This is a genomic window from Paenibacillus sp. FSL R10-2734, from assembly GCF_037963865.1.
In the GTDB taxonomy this organism is placed as follows: domain Bacteria; phylum Bacillota; class Bacilli; order Paenibacillales; family Paenibacillaceae; genus Paenibacillus_AQ.
Window position 1 is genome coordinate 2785994 of record NZ_CP150170.1, and the last position, 19381, is coordinate 2805374.

Here is a 19381-nt window from a genome sequence, read left to right on the forward strand (position 1 = left end):
GCGATCCTCCTGTAATAGGAGGATCGCAGTTTTACGTTTTTGGCGGAGTCTATAAATGTTTATCGATAACATTGAAAATCTTAGAAGCCCCGCTACCCACATTACACATTACGACTACAGTCTCACCACTAGCTGGATAGATAGCTGACCGGAAGGAAACACCGGGATCGTAGCCCATAATGTGAAACTTAAACACTTTTCCTTCTCGGAGAGTGATCCAAACTCCATAACCATAATATCCTTCGCCATCTACATGTACGTGGGGAGTAAGCAGTAGTGAAGTTAGTACAGGACTCAGTAGTATATGGTTCATTAGCCCGCTCCAGAAAAGTTGCATGTCGGGAGCCGTTACGAATGCGCCACCGTCAGAGCCACCTTTTACAGGGATTGAATAGATATTTGTTCTCCAGCTACCATCCTCGTTCTCTATGTATCCCGTTGCACAGTTGGGAGGCAGGGCATCTAACGAAAAGTAACCGGATTGCTCCATTCCGCAAGGCTTAAAGATACGAAGCTCCACATAATCGGAAAAGGACATTCCGCTCAATTCCTCGACCAGTAACCCCAGTACGATATATCCGGTATTATTGTAATGGAATCGTTCACCAGGGGGCCACATCATAGGAAGGTTTCGAAACATCGGTACAAAGTCTTCAAGCTGCCTTAAAGTGTACATGGGTCGTGTCTTCCACAGTTCTTCGAAATCATCCATGATCGTTTCATCAAAATAATCAGGAATCCCAGAGCAATGCGTAAGCAGCTGATGTATGGTGATTTCAGAACTAAAGAGAGGGAACTCTACCTTCTTCAGAAAGTCTGATAATCTACTTTCGAAAGAAATCAATTCCTGTTCAACCAGTTGGCAGACGGCGAGGGCTGTGAATATTTTACAACCGGAAGCGATGCCGAATCGAGTATGAATATTGTTTGCTCGCTCATCTGACTTATTGGCATAACTGTAACAGCTGCTGGTGATTTCTTTATCATGTTGTTTTACTTGTACTACGCCAGAGAAATTGTTCTGTAAAGCTTCTGTCTCAATATAACCTTCAAGTGGGTTCATTCGTATTCTCACTCCTCTATAAAACAGTATAGGTTCTTAGATAGCATTCGTGAAAGACAACGATTTACCTTTATAAGGACTGAAATGAGAACTTGAAAAATGGAAATACTTTAAATTTGAAATATCATTTGATCTCCCCTATAATAAAAAATACTCTTACACAATTTACATAATCCTTATATTTCTCGCTCAAACGCTTGCTGTCCATAATAGGACGTTGAAGGTGTTTATACTCGTGATAAATAATTGTGGTTATTTGCTTAATAATGGAATAATTTTCACCCTTTCTGACGAAACTGAAACACAGTACCTGTGATATGAAGGTTAACGTTCAGGAGGGGAACCATTGTGAGAAAAATGCGTTTTGCTGTGCTTGTGCTCTGTATCGTTGTGTCGGTTTTAGGACCGGTGTCAGGTGCTTATGCTGAGGAAAAAAGCAAGAATGCTGGCAGTAAGACTGCCGCTGTAGATCTTGCGCCTGGTGCGCGTTCCGCGATTCTAATGGATGCAGGCACCGGCACTATTATTTATGAAAAGAACAGCCATGATAAGCTGCCTCCCGCAAGTATTACGAAGATTATGACGATGCTGCTTACGGTGGAAGCGCTGGATGAAGGAAGGCTGCAACTGACGGACAAGGTGCGCACGAGTGAATATGCCGCATCGATGGGCGGATCGCAAATTTTCCTGGAGCCTGGTGAAGAAATGACGGTGGACGAGATGCTGAAAGGCATCGCTATGGCCTCCGGTAATGATGCATCTGTGGCGATGGCAGAGAAAATAGCTGGTTCGGAGAGCGCTTTTGTCGATCTGATGAATAAACGTGCAGAGGAGCTGGGTCTAAAAGATACCCATTTTGCCAACTGCAACGGTCTTCCGGCCGCCAATCACTATTCCTCAGCTTATGATATTGCGGTCATTAGTCGGGAACTTTTGAAGCATGATCAAATTATCAAATATACCGGTTCCTATCAGGATTACTTACGTAAGGATTCAACCAAACCGTTCTGGTTGGTGAACACGAACAAGCTGGTGCGTTTCTACACTGGTGCTGATGGACTGAAGACAGGTTATACAGCCGAGGCTAAATTCTGTCTGTCCGCTACAGCTGCAAGAGATGGCCTGCGTGCTGTCGCTGTTGTGCTAGGCGAGCCGAACACGAAGACACGCAACAGTGAAGTGTCAGGCATGTTCGATTACCTGTTCTCGCAATATAAAGTACACACGATCCACAAAGAAGGGGATGCGATTGGCACCCTAAAGATTGAGAAGGGCGTAAAGTCCGAGCTGCTGATTACGGCGAAAGAGACGTACAGTGTTCTTTTGAAAAAAGGTGGGACCCAAGAAGGCATTCGCCACGAGCTAGTGCTGCCGGAAAGCGTGAAGGCTCCAGTGGCTGAAGGTCAATCCGTGGGCAAGCTGGTTGTCTACCAAGGAACCAATGTGATTAAGGAATATGAATTAAAAGCAGGGGAAGCTGTGCCGAAAGCAAGCTGGTGGAAGCTCTTTAAGCGCACAACAGGCTCGATGTTCGGCGTGGATTAAAAACAGTTTTTTTGTAGATTGCCCCCATGTACTCTGTAGATTCATAGGGGTTTTCTTCTAGTTTTGTCGTGAGGCAGGATTCCTGATTTGCCGCGTAGAAAACCTTGTCCTTGTAGGGAATAGGTACAGTCTTTCAAGGTCAGTTTTCAAAGCAACGAAGAGGAGAGTGGCAAACATGAATTCTCATGTGGAGATGGAGCATCACAGGGGTGTGTTGATTGTCCGTTTATCAGGGGAGCTGGATCATCACGCAGCCGATTTTGTAAGAATGGATATGGATGAAGCGATTATGCGTAGTCAGGTATCGCATTTGGTTCTTAGTCTTAAGCATCTGCAGTTTATGGACAGTTCAGGCCTAGGTGTGATTCTGGGCAGGTATAAACTGATCCACAGTAAAGGTGGAAAAATGGCTGTGTGTGATGCAACGGCACCAGTGAAGCGGCTTCTGGAAATGTCAGGCCTCTTCAAAATCATGCCCCTATATGACGACGAGAGCACTGCACTCTCGGATTTGGAGGTTGCGTTATGACAAATAGTAAGGCTGGTAACTTCATGAATGTGCAGTTCGCTGCACGCTCGGAGAACGAATCGTTCGCGCGTGTAGTCGTAGCGGCATTTGTTTCCCGGCTTGATCCTACGATGGACGAGCTGAATGATCTGAAGACAGTCGTGTCGGAAGCGGTCACCAACTGTATTATTCATGGGTATGATAGTGATCCGGAAGGTATTGTGACCATCTCGGCATCACTGGACAACGAAACGGTACATTTAACCATTGAGGATCAGGGACGGGGCATTGAGGATTTAGAGCTGGCGCAACAGCCGCTGTACACCTCTAAGCCAGAACTGGAGCGGTCGGGCATGGGCTTTACTATTATGGAGAATTTCATGGATGAATTTGAAGTCACTAGTGAACCGGGACACGGTACTTCTATCTCAATGAAGAAAACCATCGTCTCGAAAAAAGCTTTATACAATTAGGGGTTGGAGCCATGGATGCAGAGTCAAAAAAAGCTCCGCCGACCTATTTGGACGATGCGGAGGTCAAACGTCTTATCGCACTCAGTCAGGCCGGAGATAGTCTTGCCCGAGACACGCTTGTAAGCTGTAATATCCGACTGGTCTGGTCGGTAGTACAGCGGTTTATGAATCGCGGGTATGAGCCTGACGATTTGTTCCAGATCGGTTGCATCGGACTCTTGAAGTCCGTTGATAAATTTGATCTCAGCTATGAGGTCAAGTTCTCCACCTATGCGGTGCCGATGATTATCGGTGAGATTCAGCGTTTCCTTCGTGACGATGGTACCTTAAAAGTCAGTCGTTCCCTTAAGGAAATGGCTAACAAGGTTCGCAAGATGAAGGATGAAATGTCTAAAACGCTTGATCGTCTGCCTACGATTGGTGAAGTTGCGGAAGCACTCGGGGTTACTCCCGAAGAAGTGGTATTCGCTCAGGAAGCCAATAAGCCGCCGACCTCTATTCATGAGACGGTGTTCGAGAATGATGGCGATCCGATCACGCTGATTGATCAAATCGCTGACGAATCACAGGAGCGTTGGTTCGATAAGCTGGCATTAAATGAAGCTATCGGAGGCCTTAGCGAACGTGAACGTCTGATCGTCTATCTTCGATACTATCGTGACCAAACGCAGTCGGAGGTCGCCAGTCGTCTAGGGATTTCTCAAGTGCAGGTATCCCGGCTGGAGAAGAAAATATTGCAAAATATCCGTGAGCAGATTGCTCAGTAGGATAAAGCTAATCATGTAATGACGCTTGTAAAATAGCGAATTGGAAGAAAAAGCCGCCCCGAAAAGGGGGGGCTTTTTATGTGGAGGTGATCTCAATATGCATGCACTCGGCGACGAGAATGTGATCACATGGTCTATAGATATGGAAGAAAATCTGCTGACGATGTCGAATGGTTTAGAGAAATGGGTAGGTGTCACAAGTAAGGCTATTTCGCATAGCCCTAATTTTCTGCGGGAATTTGTGTATGTAGTGGATCTTGATCAATATGATACCTACATGGAAAGATTGAATGCTGGTCTTATCAGTAGTCTTGAGTATCGGATGCAACGATCTACTGAAGAACTTAAGTGGGTTCAAAGTATTGGTACGCCAATTCTAAATGAGGATAATAAGGTCTGCCGAATAGATGGAGTTATGCTGGACATTACTGAACAAAAAAAGGCGCAAATTCAATTAGAAAGCACATTTTCTTTGTATCAACAAATGCTCTCCAAGCTTGATGTGGCAATTTGGTCTTTCGATTACGTATCTAAGAAAGTGCTATTTATATCGGATGCCATTTTCAATATCACCGGTTATTCAGTTGAAGAGGCGAAGGAGGATGACTTTTGGCTCCGTATTGCGCATAAGGAAGAAAATCCTTTGGATCAGGAGATCATGTCAACGGCTCTGCAGGGGATTCCAATGCTTACTGAATATCGGATCATCCACGCAAATGGTGAGCCTCGATGGTTACAGGTCAGGATCATACCCAGTCTAGATGAATCCCAAGCGGTGGTTCGGCTTGATGGGATATTGGCAGATATCACTGAAAAAAAGTGTATGAAAGAGGCTTTCTTCAAAAGTGAACAACGTTATAAATCTTTATTTGATTATAACTCAGACGTCGTATGTGAACTGGATCTGCAAGGGAATATTTTAGCAATTAATTCTGCGGCAGAGCAAATTACTGGAGAATCTTTAAGTATGGTCGGAGAGAAATTGTCCATTATGAATCTATTTGGAGCAGAGAATATACCAAGGATGGCGGATTATTTTGAAAGAACAGTACGAGGATCTGCTCAGCATTATGTTGTGACATCTTCCCGCAAGGATGGAAAAGTGAGTCACTGGTCTATGAAAAATGTCCCGGTATATGTGAATAGTCGTATTGTTGGTGCTTTTGTGGTCGCTAAAGATATAACATCAACAGTAGAAGTAGAGCACAAGCTGGTGCAACGTGAAGCAGAATACAGACTTATTATTAATAACATGAAGGATATGATGGGTGTTCTAGATCAGAAAGGGAATTTCATTGTAGCTTCCCCCTCCTGTGAGACCCTAATCGGTATTCCTGTAGGCTTAATCAAAGACACTACTATACTAAAATATATCGATCCAGATGAGCAAGAAAGCTTGCGTGAACAGATATCAAATATTTTTAGGACAAAAGCAAGCATGATGTTTTACAATCGTTTTATTCATTCAAAAGGTTATATCTTAAATTTAGAATGTCTTGCTACTCCCGTTCTAGGTGAGGATGGAGAAGTAATGAGTATTGTAATTGTAGCAAGAGATATTACCAAGAGAGTGCAAATGGAAAAAGAATTAAGGGAAAGCGAGGAGTTCAATCAGCAGTTGATCAAGCTATCACCTGAAGCGGTCGTTCTTCATAGCGAGTATAAGTTTGTTTATGTGAATTTCGCCTGTCGTGGTTTATTTGGAGTTTGCGATGAGAGTCAGTTGATCGGTAAAACGATTTTTAATTGGGCGCATCCGGACTATTTGTCGCTGGCGAAAGAACGCATGCTTGAAATCTATAAGGAGCCCTATAAGATCTTAGTTCCAATTGAACAAAAGGTCGTACGTTCGGATGGAACGATTATCGATGTAGAGGTAACAGCTAGCTCCATTTTGTACAAAGGGAAAATTGCATGCATCTCTATATTTAGGGATATAAGTGATCGAAAAAAAACAGAAGAGGACAGACAACATGCCTCCCAAATGATTCGTGAAAGCGAGGAAAGGTATTTTCGTTTGCAGATGAGTCTGGACCAGTTCTCACAGGATCTTTTTGGTGTAATGAAGATTAGCCATATGGAACAGCGGTTGCTCAAAGAAGTCAGAGATATCCTGCAGGTATCAAATATTAGTCTAATCGATGTTGAACATAATCATGATAAATTATGCGAAATTATCGAAACGGAGCAAGGGTATTCACTCAAGATCGGGGAGTTCCGCGGAACAAGTTATTTACTATCGATTAACGAGAAGACCCGTTTATTAGAAATCAGTTCTATTCGAGTCTGGCTTGAGACGATCACCCGTTATGTTAGTGTTCTCTTTGATCATTTTTTGCTGATTGAAGACTTAACTAAGGATCTTGAGCAAGCGGCTTCCAAGCAAGTAGCTCCTACATGGCTTCTCCGCTTTATGTTTAATTTATCCGAGAATGAACGAAAACGACTTGCTCAGGATTTACACGACTCCGCCCTTCAAGAACAAATTATCTGGTATCGTAAGCTGGATCTTCTCCTAGGGGATAAGTCCATTAGTGGGGAATTTAGAGGACAACTAGAACAGATCACAGAAGGCTTACTAGATGTCATCTATCAACTGCGGATTATTTGTAACGAGCTCCGCCCCCCTGCACTAATTAATGAGGGCCTTACCTCTTCGCTGGAGACGTTGTTTGAATTCACTCAGCTGCGTACCAATTATCAGATTTATTTCCAGTCAGAAGCATTCACACATAAGCTAGATGATGAAATGCTTATAGGATTGTACCGGATTGTGCAAGAGCTTTTAGCTAATGCAGCGAAGCACTCCTTTGCGACAGAAGTCCACATTACCTTAGCTAGTGTAGCTGAGCAGATTCATTTGAATTATCAAGATAATGGAATTGGAATGAGTTTACTTGGAGAGGATTCGCTAAAAAGTATGGGGATATACAGTATGAAAGAAAGGGTTCGGAGTATGGAGGGGACGATAGTATTCCACTCGCCAGAGAATAAGGGATTAGCGGTCAATATATCTATACCTGCAGATTAATCATGCGGCATAACAATTGGATAGAGGTGTAGTAGTAGGCATGATTCAAATTTTGTTAGTGGATGACCATCCATCTGTAATGGAAGGGACTAGAATGATATTAGAACAAGAGGGAGATATGAAGGTTACTCTAGCCAATTCTGCCCATGAGGTGCTTGAAATGGTGAGTAGTCATTCTTTTGACGTAATGTTATTTGATCTTCATATCGCCGATGTGAATGGAATTGATTTGGCGAAACAAGTATTAACAATGAACGCGGATGCGATCATTTTAATCTATACCGGATACGAATTTAACAACAAATTTAATTTGATGATCGAATCAGGAATATTTGGATTTATCTCAAAAACGACCAATAGAGAGCAGTTGATTACAGCAGTACGTTGTGCATTAAGAGGGGAAGTCATTCTACCGCAGACTTTAGTCAAGCAGTTAAGAAAAGTACCACCTAAAGGATTAGAAATCACTGATGAACAAGCAACCTCCATGATTAGCAAAAGGGAACATGAAATGCTAACAGAAATTGCAAAAGGAAAAAGTAACAAGGAAATAGCAGAGATAGTGCTTATGAGTCAGCGGTCTCTTGAATATAGTTTAACTAATTTATTCCAAAAGCTAAATGTGAAATCAAGAATTGAAGCGGCTATCACAGCTAAAAGGCTGGGAATATTAAAGGAATCAGATTTTACTAATTCATTGTGAAAATACGTAATAATCACATAGATTGAAATCCCGTTCACTGGTTAGTGAGGCGGGATTTTTTGTTATGCGCATCTTTGCGGGGGGACGCAATAATTTTGCGCGATCACGCCATTTTTTTTCGGTTACCATATTCTGCTTACAGTTTATGATGAAATAGTTCCTAAGAATTTCAAAAATTTACTAGCGTAATGAGGTGCAGAAGGGTGAAATGGTTTTATAATTTAAGAACAGCAGTAAAGTTAATCTCAGCATTTGTGTTGGTATCGGCCATATTATGCTTCGTAGGATTCTATGGAATAAGCAATTTAAGTAAGATGGATGAGTCCATCGAGGATATGTATAAGAATCGCTTAACACCGATTGCCTATCTCGGTGAAGCGAATGAGCTTTTTTTAACGAATAGAATAAACATTCGAGATATAAATACGATGGCCAAAACCGAGGTGAAGAAAAAAGAGTATCGAGATAAATTACATAAGAATGTCCAAAGCATTGAAGATATCATGAGTAAATATAGTAAGACTAAATTGAGAGAAGAAGAATCAGAGAAGATGAAGACTTTTCCTGAGATTTGGCAACGATACATCACCAGCGTGGATCATGCGATTGAATTGGATATGAAGATCATCAGTAATGAAGAATATACAAATTATTTGCTAACAGGAGATTTACAGTTGGCTACTACGGAGATGACGGATTTCCTGCAAGGTCTAATTGACATCAACATGAAGCAGGCACAGGGATCCAGTGAATACGCAAATAAGCTATATCAATCCTCTCGTTTGATTACCTTCAGTGTTACTATTGTTGCACTGCTGATCAGTGTGAGTTTTGGTTATTTAATCTCTCAAATTATCGCACGACCTCTAAATCAAGTGATGCGCCTGCTGGGTAAAGTAGCCAGTGGAGACTTAAGCGAAACATCAAATCTGGAATCCAAGGACGAGATCGGAAAGCTGGCCCATTCAGTTAATGCCATGGTTATGAACTTAAGGCGTACCGTGGGAGGTATATTGTCCTCGGCGGAAAGTGTCTCAGCTGCTGCGCAGCAAATCTCTGCAAGTACTGAGGAAGTAGCTAGCGGTAGTATGAGTCAAGCCACTGCAGCGCAAACGATGAATGAACTATTCCGAGAATTATCTGAAGCGATTAATTCAGTAGCTCAAAGTGCAGAGCATGCCTCAGAGCTGTCAGATCAGACGATGCGTATCGCTCAGGATGGAGGTGCTGTAGTTACGGACTCCATACAAGGGATGAGGCTGCTAAATAATCAAATGTCTAGTTTAGAAGAAGGCTCTGATAAAATTGGGCAGATTATTGCGGTTATTGATGATATTGCAAAACAGACAAATCTGCTGGCCTTAAACGCAGCAATCGAAGCGGCTCGTGCTGGAGAACAGGGCAGAGGATTTGCAGTTGTGGCAGATGAGGTAAGAAAGCTAGCAGAGCGGAGCAGTGAAGCTACGAAGCAAGTTACGGACATTATTAAAGACATGCAGAAGAATACGCAGCATAGCGTGAAGGCTGTCGTAGAAGGTGTAGCTTTCTCACAAAAAAATGGGGAAGCCTTTGATTATATTATTTCTATGGTTAACGATACCGCACATAAAGTAACAGAAATCGCAGCCGCGAGTGAAGAACAGGCTGCACAATCATCAGAAGTCCTGTACTCCATTGAGAGTATATCAGCAGCAACAGAAGAAATGGCGGCCAGCAGCAGTGAAACGGCAACGACGGCTAATGCATTAGCACAGCTTGCGGAGGAATTAAATGCTCTCGTATCATTTTTTAAAGTTAAATAAACAGTGTCATGGGTATTATCATTGATAGGAGAGGAGAAGTAGTGCAAAAGTTAAAGGTGCTCGTAGTAGCTACTTCAGTAACCATGCGTAAACAGATCTCGATCCTAATTGCGGAGGATTCAACTATCGAGGTCATTGGAGCAGCTCGAAATGCATCCGAAGCGGTTAGCAAAGTACAAGAACTCAGACCCGATGTCGTAACTATAGATATAGAAATACCGGAATTAAATAGTTTGGTAGCACTCTCAAGCATTATGTCACAGCGTCCAACGCCAATTCTTATTCTGGGTTCAAGAACTAAGGATGGAATAACAGCGACCATCACAGGGCTACAAAACGGTGCAGTGGATTTCATATCTAAACCAACCAAATCCAATGGATTTGATCTATCTGACATAAAAGATGAGCTGCTATTCAAAATAAAACAAGCTGCCCAAATCCCATTGAGAACCCTCATCCTTAATAACATTACCGTTTCCAAAGTGATTTCAGGATTACAGGCAGAAGAAAATTCTAAGTCCGGTTGTAAGGAAGCATTGGATCAAATTGTGGCAATAGGATGTGGAGTAGGTGGCCCGAAGGCGCTTGAAATCGTAATCAGCTCGCTCCCAGCGAACTTCCCATACCCCTTACTAATCGCTCAGCATATGCCGCCCAAGTACACAAAAGTATTGGCAGAACGATTGAATCGGTTCTCAAATGTACGGGTGGTTGAGGCGAAGGATGATCAGTTGGTGCTCGGCGGAACGGTATATATCGCACCTGGTGATCGTCATATGACCGTAATCCAGAAACAGCAAGAATATAGAATCAAACTTCATCAGAAGCTTCCGGTGAATGCGCACCGTCCATCTATTGATGTGCTGTTCGATTCCATCTCTGGATTAAAGAGCCTGAAGCAGCATTTGATCTTAATGACCGGAATGGGAAACGATGGGGCGAGAGGAATGCTACTTGCTAAACAAGCAGGAACTCAATCAACGATTGTTGAATCGCATGAGACTTCTATTGTAAATGAAATGCCCGGAGCAGCGGTGGCGCTTGGGTGTGTGGATTATGAGGTTCCTTCGCATTTGTTAGCCTCGAAGATTATGGAGGTTACGGGGGAGTTGCGACGGTAGGTAAGAATGGAAAGAGTCTCCTTTAGGAGGCTCTTTTTGTACATTTGCACGCTCGAAACAATTAAACCTCTGTGAGCAATCTAACAACCGAACGCTCCGCGTACCTTTATAGTATTAGCAGGAATAATGTGATTCCATTTAATGTTAATTCATTCCGAGCTATGAAGGGGAAGGTGCCAGCATGTCGATTCTAGAAGTAGAGAATCTCTCTAAACAATATAGAGGCAAAGGCAAAATGAATGTATTTCAGGCGCTAAACGGGATAAGCCTGAGTGTGGATAACGGTGAGTTTGTAGCGATAATGGGACCTTCGGGGAGCGGGAAAACGACGCTGCTGAATATCCTTAGCGGAATCGACACGGAGTATAGTGGGGTAGTACGGATTGCAGAGACAAGCATAAGTGAGATGTCCAAGAACGAGCTTGCACTTTTTCGCCGGCAGCGAATGGGGTTCGTTTTTCAGGATTACAATTTGCTGGATAGTTTGACCCTTCGGGAAAATATCATGGTGCCTATGGTGCTGGATGAACAAGAGGTAGAAGACATCAATGCCAAGACTGATGAGACGGTATCTCTATTTGATCTAGGTGAGGTGAAGGACAAGTATCCGTATATGGTTTCAGGAGGGCAGCAGCAGCGAGCGGCGATCAGCAGAGCGATTATTAATAATCCGGCTGTGATTTTTGCGGACGAGCCTACGGGGAATTTGGATTCCAAATCATCGAGTACAGTGATGAGAACCTTTGCTAAACTGAATGCTCTGAAAGGAGCGACGATTGTAATGGTGACGCATGATCCTTTTGCAGCCAGCTATTGTAATCGAGTGCTTTTTATCAAGGATGGGAAGGCGTTATTAGAGATTGCTAGAGATAATAAAGAGCGCAGAGCATTTTTCGATATGATTCTGGAGAACCTGGCCTTCATTGGAGGGGGAGAAGATGACCTTTAGGAGAATGGCTTATCAGATCTTTAAGGCGAACCTTAGAAGGTATTTGTTATTTTTCCTGTGCAGCAGTTTTACGATCATGGTCTTCTTCACATTCTATTCGCTTTATACGAACCCTGATTTCAATAACCCTTATCAAGTGAATGGGATGGTATCCGGTAATTTATATGCTCCTTTTTTGGTTATACGAGTGTTTGCTGTTCTATTTATTTTGTACGCACAAATGGCCTTTGTGAAATTTAGAAAAAGCGACTTCGGGCTGTTAATGGTCCTAGGAATGACGTATCACAATATCCGCAAAATAATTTTTTTCGAGAATAGCATGATCGCTTTAGCTTCGATTCTCACTGGTTTAGGTTCAGGGACGGTTTTTGCGGGAATATTTTTCTTCATCGTATCGAAGTTTGTTGATATTGGGGACAGTGCTTTTACACTGACGTTGGATAGTTATTTTCATACTACTATATTCTTCGTGGTTATTTACATTGTAGTGATAGCGGTCAATCTATTGTTAACCCTGAGATATAACATGGTGCGCCTTTTAAAAGAATCCAGAACTGCAGAACGCAGCCTTCTTCACGGGAAAATTACCGGGTTCGTTGGAGTCGTACTTTTGGGAATCGCAGTTTATGATATGCTCAGTCATTACAGTTACACTAACGGCAATGTGATGCTAAGAAGTATCGGAATATGTATAGTGGGAGTCTATTTTTTGATGTCAGGACTTGGGGGGTGGATGGAGTTCTTCTTATTGCGTGTAACACGCTCTAATCACAAGCACCTTCTGTTTATGTCCGATCTGAGCCATACCCTTGGACGGTCACGAATAGTAATTGCTCTTATCACCTTCCTCGCCTTCATTACTATTTCTCTGAGCAGTATTATATTTTTTATCACCTGGGATTCTCAAGCGATTGCGGTTAAGAATAACCCGTATCATATCGCCTATACAGAAGTATTCGGGAAAAATAGCATTTCACCAGAGACACTTAGCGAGATCACAGATCATGGCGCTACACCGCTGATTTCACATCAAGAGCTTCCATATATAGATTTATTCGCTTTCAAAATATTCTCTGTCCAGAGTATAAACTCATTAGCTGGCAGTGATTATCATGTAGAGAAAGGTCACTTTCTTAATCTTGCTTTAGTTGCTCAAGGTGACGAGCTTAAGAATCAAAGACCGGAAATGCCATCCTTCGAAATGAAGCTTTCCTCCGGCAACCAAACGCTGCACTCACAAGGTCTCATTTTAAAAATGCTATTCAATCCTGTGCCGATTCTAATGAATGGACTTCATATCATTGTGAATGAAGAAGATTATGCGGCTCTGAAGGCGGAGCATACGAACTCACTCGGGAATCTTCAGCTGCTTAACTTCAAGGATTGGAAGAAGACTGCTGAAATAGATGCTAAGATAAATGCGGCATTAGCCAATTATAACAAGGACAACACGGAGTCTTGGTATGGAGATGATCGGCATGATGCCAGCGCATTCTCCACCAAGTCTAGAATTAATGAATATTCACAGTTACAGGAGTCGGGCCGATTCGGAATTTTCGTATTTACGTTTGTAGGCCTATTATTCTTTATTGCTTCTGGTGTGGTTCTGCATTTCAGTATTCTTACGGATCTAGAGCGAGAGAAGATAAAATTCAGGAAGCTGAACAAGATTGGAATTACTTCTAAGGAAGTGGCCCAAATCATAGGTAAACCCTTTAAAGTACTATTTTTTCTCCCTTATGTATTAGGTGCGATGCTGGCTACTTTTTTTGTAGTAAGTTCTACCAGGATAGAAATGTCCATAGGTCTGGCTCCGTTTTGGTTTTGTTTGTTAATAGGAGGGGCGTATCTTGTATTTCAAGTCCTCTTTTATAATGTATATACCAAAATATATACTCGCAAGATGCTGTCTCATATCCAATTACTTGAAATTCCCTTAGCAGAACAAAAATGATACCAATATAATTCCAAATATGATAATATTAACAAACAAAAAACGTAGGGGGATTCCGTTTGAAGAAGATCTTATCCAGAATTGCAGTGGCATTGTTGATCTTGACTCTAGTTGCTATTGTCACTTGCTTTTATATTGGTGAATTCACTTATGCGTACTTATTAATTTTGGTACTGTTTTTTGTTTTTGCGGGGATGGGGCAGCTATACAAGCTTAAGAATGATGAGTATATGTACAAAAAATTAAATAAGTCCGATCAGTATGAAGAATATACTAGATAACATTCATTTAATACCAAAACACCCCACTTTAGGCATCGCCTTAAGTGGGGTGTTTCTTTGTTTGTTATGCTTATTTCTTACCGTTTCGCTCAAGAATCATTTCCACGAACAGATCGATCTGTGCGGTAATTGCAATAGGATCATAGCGGTAGAAGGTATCAAAATCGTTGTAGAACAGATGGTCGTTCTTCGCAGCATCAAGTCCATTCCAAACTGGAGATTCCTTCAGCTCTTTCAGTTTATCGCCTTTTTTATCAGGATCATAAGTAGTTAGGAACATGTAGTCAGCTGCATATTCTGGCAATAGCTCCATAGACAGCTGTAGCGTTTGGTTGTCGTTGCTGTTCTTTGCAGGCATTTTCAGCTTAAGCGCGTTATAGAGGGCTTGTCCACCACGGCCAGCATTGTTCCCGAAGGTCCATAGCTCGCCTTTGTCAGTAAGCTCATAGATGCCAAAAGTATCATTTTCATTTACGACATCTTTAAGCTTCTCGCGGCCTTCCGCAGCCTTTTTCTCAAAGTCAGCGATGAATTGTTTGGCTTTGTCAGGTGCACCTACAATATCACCGAACAGTTCTACTGTCTCATAGATATTCGTTGCAGTCCCGTAAGGAATATGAACCGTTGGCGCAATTTTGGATAAAGCATCGTAGTTATCATCGTACATAACGACAATTAAATCTGGTGTAAGTTCTAAAGCTTTCTCAGCATTGACTGGAGCACCTACATCTTGTGTATTTTTGAGTAAATCTTTCAAGAAGGGGTTGTCAAAGGTACTAGGTTCAACACCGACCACATTTGCTCCAACGGAAAGCAATTCCCCGCCATAATAATCGGTAACGATACGCTGAGGTTTAACTGGAATTTGCACAGTACCTTTACTAGTTTCATAGCTACGCGTTTCAGCGGCAGGAGCTTCTGTAGCTGCCGTTGCCTCGGCACTTGGTGCCGTTTTTGCTTCGGATGTAGCTGATGGTGTATTAGATGAAGCATTGTTGTTCCCCCCGCAGGCGGTCACAAATACGGACAATAACATTGTGAGTGCCAGGATGGGGAAGAGGGTCTTTCTTTTAAACATGGTAAACCTCCCTAAGTATACGTGCTAATTAATAATAATGAGAATCATTATCATTATTATTATTATTTTGAACCATATCAAATCCTAGAATTCGTGTCAATGCAATAATTTAAATTTCACCAATTAAATCTATCTATTGCCAAATCCAAGAAGTCTAAATTACAATAGACAGGTGATAATGAGAATCAATTTCATAGAAATAGGGTGGCATTCATGAATCAACAGATAACTACCAGGATAGGAGCCGATAAGGGAGTAGTAAAACGAGATTTTCGTTCACGTCCTTGGGCTGCAACCTTAATCTTGGTTGGCGGTCTGGCGCTATTAGTATTAGGTATCGCTGTCTCCGTCTCTTTCGGTGCAGCAGATATTAAGCTGTCTGTGGTGTGGTCAGCTGTATTTAACTTTAATCCGGAGATCATGGATCATCAGATTATTAGAGAATTAAGATTACCCCGTGTACTTGGCGGGGCAATGATAGGGGCCAGCTTTGCAGTTGCTGGCGCCATTATGCAGGGGATGACGCGAAATCCACTGGCAGATTCAGGTCTGATGGGTATCAACTCAGGCGCAGGATTTGCGCTCGCGCTTTGTTTTGCTTTTTTTCCAAATTTATCGTTTATGTATTTGATTCTATATTCTTTCCTGGGTGCCGGAGTAGGTGCGGGCGTTGTATACGGGATTGGATCACTTGCCAAAGGAGGATTAACTCCTGCTCGATTGGTGCTGGCGGGTGCTGCTTTTAGTGCACTTTTGTCGGCGCTTAGTGAAGGGGTAGCTTTATATTTTCACATCGGTCAAGATTTGGCTTTCTGGTATGCGGGAGGCGTGGCTGGGACGAAATGGATTCAACTCAAAATCATGTTCCCTTGGATAGGGGCTGCTTTACTTGGTGCAATGGTAATCTCCCGATCGATCACGATGCTCAGTTTAGGTGATGATGTGGCTAAAGGGCTAGGTCAGCGTACAGGGCTTGTGAAGTTGGCAGGGGCTTTAATCGTATTGGTTCTGGCCGGATCATCGGTTGCCGTAGTTGGTGCCGTTGGTTTCATTGGACTTATAATTCCGCATTTAACACGTTTTTTTGTGGGTGTCGATTACAGGTGGATCATTCCTTGTTCAGCTATACTTGGCAGTCTACTCGCAGTGTTTGCAGATTTAACGGCACGGATGATTAACCCTCCTAATGAAACGCCGCTTGGGGCGATTATTGCACTGATCGGTGTGCCTTTCTTCCTTTATCTTGCGCGTAAAGAAAGGAGGGAGCTGTAATGATGGAGAAGACCACGTTCTCTACCTTCGAAGCCTCTAAGAATAAACGGGGTTTTATTACAATGATTTCGTTGGCTGTACTGATTGTTATTGCTTTTATTATTAGTATGAATACAGGATACATACGTTTGACTCCTATGGAGCTGCTAAATACGATATTCGGTAAAGGTACAGATAAACAGGAACTTATTTTATTTCAATTTCGGTTACCGCGTATTGTGATTTCTGTTCTGATCGGAGCAGGTCTGGCTGTATCTGGAGCTGTCATGCAAGGGGTCTTTCGGAATGCCCTTGCGGATCCCGGTATTCTTGGTATTAACGCCGGCGCGGGAATTATGGTTATGCTGTTAATTTCTTTTTACCCGACGGCAACCGCGGCTCCAGTGTATTTGCTGCCAATGGTAGCGTTTGTTGGCGCGGGAGTTACTGCTGCCTTAATCTACGCCCTAGCTTATAAGCGGCATCAGGGAATATCCCCTATGCGGCTGCTGCTGACTGGTGTAGCTGTAGCAGCAGGGATGAGTGCAGCTATGATCGTGCTGACGCTCCGCTTGGATCCTGAGAAGTATCAATTTGTCGCTACCTGGCTGGCGGGTAGCATTTGGGGAACAAGCTGGAAGTTTGTCCTCTCTCTCCTACCGTGGATTCTTATTTTGGTGCCTTATGTCATCTATAAGGCAAGGGTGATGAACGTACTAAATTTAGGTGAGCAGACAGCCGTGGGACTTGGGGCCGCAGTTACGAAGGAACAATTCCGTCTTCTTGCGGCTGCAGTAGGGTTAGCGGCGGCGAGTGTCGCTGTTAGCGGTGGCATTGGCTTTGTAGGATTGGTCGGGCCACATTTGGCTAGACGGCTAGTCGGGCCGAAGCATCAACTCATGCTTCCAACCTCGGCACTGCTCGGGGCACTGCTCGTGATTACAGCGGATACTATCGGGCGCTGGATTCTACAGCCGTCTGAGATTCCTACGGGCATCGTTGTTGCTGTAATTGGAGCACCATACTTTTTGTATTTGTTAGCCCGTACGAAATCTTGATGAAAGTAGGCTGATTACTCACCAGAAGGAGCGAATTCTTACCATGTTGCGTCGTTTTTTTGCTTACTATAGGCCTTATAAGGGATTGTTTATTCTTGATTTTTCCTGTGCTATTGCTGCTGCACTGCTGGAATTGGTCTTTCCTCTGGCTGTTAACCGGGTAGTTGACGATCTATTGCCAACTGGAAACTGGAAGTGGATACTCTATTCTTGCCTTGGCTTGCTAGGAATTTATATCGTCAGTTCCTTCATGCATTTTGTCGTCACTTACTGGGGGCATAAGCTGGGGATTAATATCGAATCAGATATGAGAAAGAAACTATTTGACCGTGTACAGAAGCTGTCTTTCAATTTCTTTGACAATAATAAGACGGGTCATTTGGTCTCTCGGATGACAAATGATCTGATGGATATCGGTGAGATTGCCCACCATGGTCCGGAGGATTTGTTTATAGCGGTGATGACGCTGCTCGGCGTATTCGGTATCATGCTCAGTATCAATTGGCAATTAGCTATTCTGACGTTTGTTATCGTTCCACTTATGATTTATTTATCGATGTACTTCAGTCGAAAGATGTCCAAAGCCTTCAAGATCATGTTTGCGGACATCGCAGATTACAATGCACGCGTAGAGAACAATGTGAGTGGAATCCGTGTCGTGCAGGCTTTTGCTAACGAGAATTATGAAATTTCCCGCTTTGCGGTGAATAACGAGCGCTTTCGGATTACGAAGCTGCTAACCTATCGAATTATGGCTTGGAACTCATCCTTTAGCTTTATCTTAATGAAATTAGTCTCTTTATTTGTTCTACTGTGCGGAACATATTTTGTGATTCAGAAGCAAATGACTTACGGTGAATTCATTGCCTTTGTGATGTTGTCCAATGTTTTCTTAGGCCCATTACAACAGATTAACTCGGTCATTGAGACGTATCCGAAAGGCATCGCTGGTTTCAAGCGTTATCTCGAACTACTGGAGACTGAGCCAGATGTTGCTGATGCCAAAGACGCCAAGCCAGTACATGGTCTTAAGGGGGATATCACCTTCAATGATGTAGCTTTCGCCTACAGCGATAAAGATAAGGTGCTTCAAAATGTGAATCTATCGATTACTGCAGGAGAGACCGTCGCTCTGGTTGGACCTTCCGGTGCGGGTAAGACAACGCTATGTAGTCTACTGCCTCGCTTCTACGATGTTAGCGGAGGTAACATAACCATTGATGGAATTGATATTCGCTCGATCACACTTGAATCTCTTCGTTCCCATATCGGGATTGTACAACAAGATGTATTCCTGTTTGACGGAACTATCCGTGAGAATATCGCTTACGGTAGATTGGGTGCTTCCGACGAGGAGATCTGGGAGGCAGCACGGCGTGCTCAACTGGAAGAACTGATCAAATCTCAGCCTACTGGGCTGGACACTATGATCGGGGAGCGGGGCGTTAAGCTGTCCGGAGGCCAGAAGCAGAGGTTATCCATCGCCCGGATGTTCCTGAAGAATCCGACGATTCTCATTCTGGATGAAGCCACATCGGCGCTGGATACCGAGACGGAGTCCGCGATTCAGGAGGCGCTCGCTGAGTTGTCTCAAGGTCGTACAACGCTTGTTATTGCTCACCGTCTTGCAACGATCAAGAATGCCGACCGCATCGTTGTCGTTGCGGAAGGTGGTATCTCAGAACAAGGTAAACATGAAGAACTGTTACAGACTGCCGGAATTTACAGTCGACTGCATGAGGCACAATTTGGGGCGTAATCGGCTAAGAACATCAAAAGAATATACTTTTGGAGGGA

General features: G+C 43.1%; 16 protein-coding genes. 14 read left to right on the forward strand and 2 right to left on the reverse strand.

The annotated features are described in order from the left end of the window. Positions 1-49: 49 nt before the first annotated feature. The gene (locus NSS67_RS12095) at positions 50-1063 is read right to left on the reverse strand and encodes a serine hydrolase (protein ID WP_339319757.1); all 1014 of its coding nucleotides are present in this window, start codon (positions 1061-1063) and stop codon (positions 50-52) included. 357 nt (positions 1064-1420) lie between these two features. Between NSS67_RS12095 and NSS67_RS12100 the strand changes: the two genes are divergently transcribed. The 11 genes from NSS67_RS12100 to NSS67_RS12150 all read left to right on the forward strand — a co-directional run bounded on the left by NSS67_RS12100 (position 1421) and on the right by NSS67_RS12150 (position 14197). Continuing rightward, on the forward strand, positions 1421-2608 hold the full coding sequence (locus tag NSS67_RS12100) for a D-alanyl-D-alanine carboxypeptidase family protein (protein ID WP_339320581.1): 1188 nt from the start codon (positions 1421-1423) through the stop codon (positions 2606-2608). A gap of 175 nt (positions 2609-2783) precedes the next feature. Then, positions 2784-3137, forward strand: a complete 354-nt coding sequence (spoIIAA, locus tag NSS67_RS12105) for an anti-sigma F factor antagonist (RefSeq protein ID WP_339319758.1) — start codon at positions 2784-2786, stop codon at positions 3135-3137. Further along, positions 3134-3589, forward strand: a complete 456-nt coding sequence (gene spoIIAB / locus NSS67_RS12110) for an anti-sigma F factor (RefSeq protein WP_042129726.1) — start codon at positions 3134-3136, stop codon at positions 3587-3589. The genes spoIIAA and spoIIAB overlap by 4 nt, the downstream gene beginning before the upstream one ends. A gap of 11 nt (positions 3590-3600) precedes the next feature. Next, on the forward strand, positions 3601-4356 hold the full coding sequence (sigF, locus tag NSS67_RS12115) for an RNA polymerase sporulation sigma factor SigF (RefSeq protein ID WP_042129724.1): 756 nt from the start codon (positions 3601-3603) through the stop codon (positions 4354-4356). Positions 4357-4453: 97 nt separating this feature from the next. Next, the gene (locus tag NSS67_RS12120; protein WP_339319759.1) at positions 4454-7387 is read left to right on the forward strand and encodes a PAS domain S-box protein; all 2934 of its coding nucleotides are present in this window, start codon (positions 4454-4456) and stop codon (positions 7385-7387) included. 40 nt (positions 7388-7427) lie between these two features. Beyond that, a complete protein-coding gene (locus tag NSS67_RS12125) occupies positions 7428-8090 on the forward strand; it encodes a response regulator transcription factor (protein WP_339319760.1) in 663 nt (220 codons plus the stop codon). 203 nt (positions 8091-8293) lie between these two features. Beyond that, a complete protein-coding gene (locus NSS67_RS12130; RefSeq protein WP_339319761.1) occupies positions 8294-9892 on the forward strand; it encodes a methyl-accepting chemotaxis protein in 1599 nt (532 codons plus the stop codon). Positions 9893-9933: 41 nt separating this feature from the next. Beyond that, positions 9934-11013, forward strand: a complete 1080-nt coding sequence (gene cheB / locus NSS67_RS12135) for a chemotaxis-specific protein-glutamate methyltransferase CheB (protein WP_339319762.1) — start codon at positions 9934-9936, stop codon at positions 11011-11013. 181 nt (positions 11014-11194) lie between these two features. After that, the gene (locus NSS67_RS12140; RefSeq protein ID WP_339319763.1) at positions 11195-11962 is read left to right on the forward strand and encodes an ABC transporter ATP-binding protein; all 768 of its coding nucleotides are present in this window, start codon (positions 11195-11197) and stop codon (positions 11960-11962) included. After that, a complete protein-coding gene (locus NSS67_RS12145) occupies positions 11952-13916 on the forward strand; it encodes an FtsX-like permease family protein (protein ID WP_339319764.1) in 1965 nt (654 codons plus the stop codon). The genes NSS67_RS12140 and NSS67_RS12145 overlap by 11 nt, the downstream gene beginning before the upstream one ends. 59 nt (positions 13917-13975) lie before the next feature. Further along, positions 13976-14197: a hypothetical protein gene (locus tag NSS67_RS12150; RefSeq protein WP_339319765.1), complete on the forward strand. Its 222-nt coding sequence runs from the start codon at positions 13976-13978 to the stop codon at positions 14195-14197. 70 nt (positions 14198-14267) lie between these two features. Here NSS67_RS12150 and NSS67_RS12155 read toward each other — a convergent pair whose 3' ends face one another. Next, complete coding sequence (locus NSS67_RS12155; protein WP_339319766.1) at positions 14268-15275, reverse strand: ABC transporter substrate-binding protein; 1008 nt, start codon at positions 15273-15275, stop codon at positions 14268-14270. A 213-nt stretch (positions 15276-15488) separates the two neighbouring features. On the opposite strand from NSS67_RS12155, the gene NSS67_RS12160 reads away from it, so the two are divergent. Genes NSS67_RS12160 through NSS67_RS12170 form a run of 3 tightly spaced genes read left to right on the forward strand, consistent with a single transcriptional unit; the run spans position 15489 to position 19343 of the window. After that, positions 15489-16547 (forward strand): iron ABC transporter permease, encoded by a 1059-nt coding sequence (locus tag NSS67_RS12160; RefSeq protein ID WP_339319767.1) that lies wholly within the window; start codon positions 15489-15491, stop codon positions 16545-16547. Between the two features lie 2 nt (positions 16548-16549). Then, positions 16550-17584 (forward strand): iron ABC transporter permease, encoded by a 1035-nt coding sequence (locus NSS67_RS12165; protein WP_339320582.1) that lies wholly within the window; start codon positions 16550-16552, stop codon positions 17582-17584. A gap of 43 nt (positions 17585-17627) precedes the next feature. Beyond that, positions 17628-19343 (forward strand): ABC transporter ATP-binding protein, encoded by a 1716-nt coding sequence (locus NSS67_RS12170; RefSeq protein ID WP_339319768.1) that lies wholly within the window; start codon positions 17628-17630, stop codon positions 19341-19343. Positions 19344-19381 lie beyond the last annotated feature (38 nt).

Coding starts and splice junctions, on each gene's coding strand:
- NSS67_RS12095 (WP_339319757.1), bottom strand. CDS start 1,063: ATGAACCCACTTGAAGGTTATATTGAGACAGAAGCTTTACAGAACAAT.
- NSS67_RS12100 (WP_339320581.1), top strand. CDS start 1,421: ATGCGTTTTGCTGTGCTTGTGCTCTGTATCGTTGTGTCGGTTTTAGGA.
- spoIIAA (WP_339319758.1), top strand. CDS start 2,784: ATGAATTCTCATGTGGAGATGGAGCATCACAGGGGTGTGTTGATTGTC.
- spoIIAB (WP_042129726.1), top strand. CDS start 3,134: ATGACAAATAGTAAGGCTGGTAACTTCATGAATGTGCAGTTCGCTGCA.
- sigF (WP_042129724.1), top strand. CDS start 3,601: ATGGATGCAGAGTCAAAAAAAGCTCCGCCGACCTATTTGGACGATGCG.
- NSS67_RS12120 (WP_339319759.1), top strand. CDS start 4,454: ATGCATGCACTCGGCGACGAGAATGTGATCACATGGTCTATAGATATG.
- NSS67_RS12125 (WP_339319760.1), top strand. CDS start 7,428: ATGATTCAAATTTTGTTAGTGGATGACCATCCATCTGTAATGGAAGGG.
- NSS67_RS12140 (WP_339319763.1), top strand. CDS start 11,195: ATGTCGATTCTAGAAGTAGAGAATCTCTCTAAACAATATAGAGGCAAA.
- NSS67_RS12145 (WP_339319764.1), top strand. CDS start 11,952: ATGACCTTTAGGAGAATGGCTTATCAGATCTTTAAGGCGAACCTTAGA.
- NSS67_RS12155 (WP_339319766.1), bottom strand. CDS start 15,275: ATGTTTAAAAGAAAGACCCTCTTCCCCATCCTGGCACTCACAATGTTA.
- NSS67_RS12160 (WP_339319767.1), top strand. CDS start 15,489: ATGAATCAACAGATAACTACCAGGATAGGAGCCGATAAGGGAGTAGTA.
- NSS67_RS12165 (WP_339320582.1), top strand. CDS start 16,550: ATGGAGAAGACCACGTTCTCTACCTTCGAAGCCTCTAAGAATAAACGG.
- NSS67_RS12170 (WP_339319768.1), top strand. CDS start 17,628: ATGTTGCGTCGTTTTTTTGCTTACTATAGGCCTTATAAGGGATTGTTT.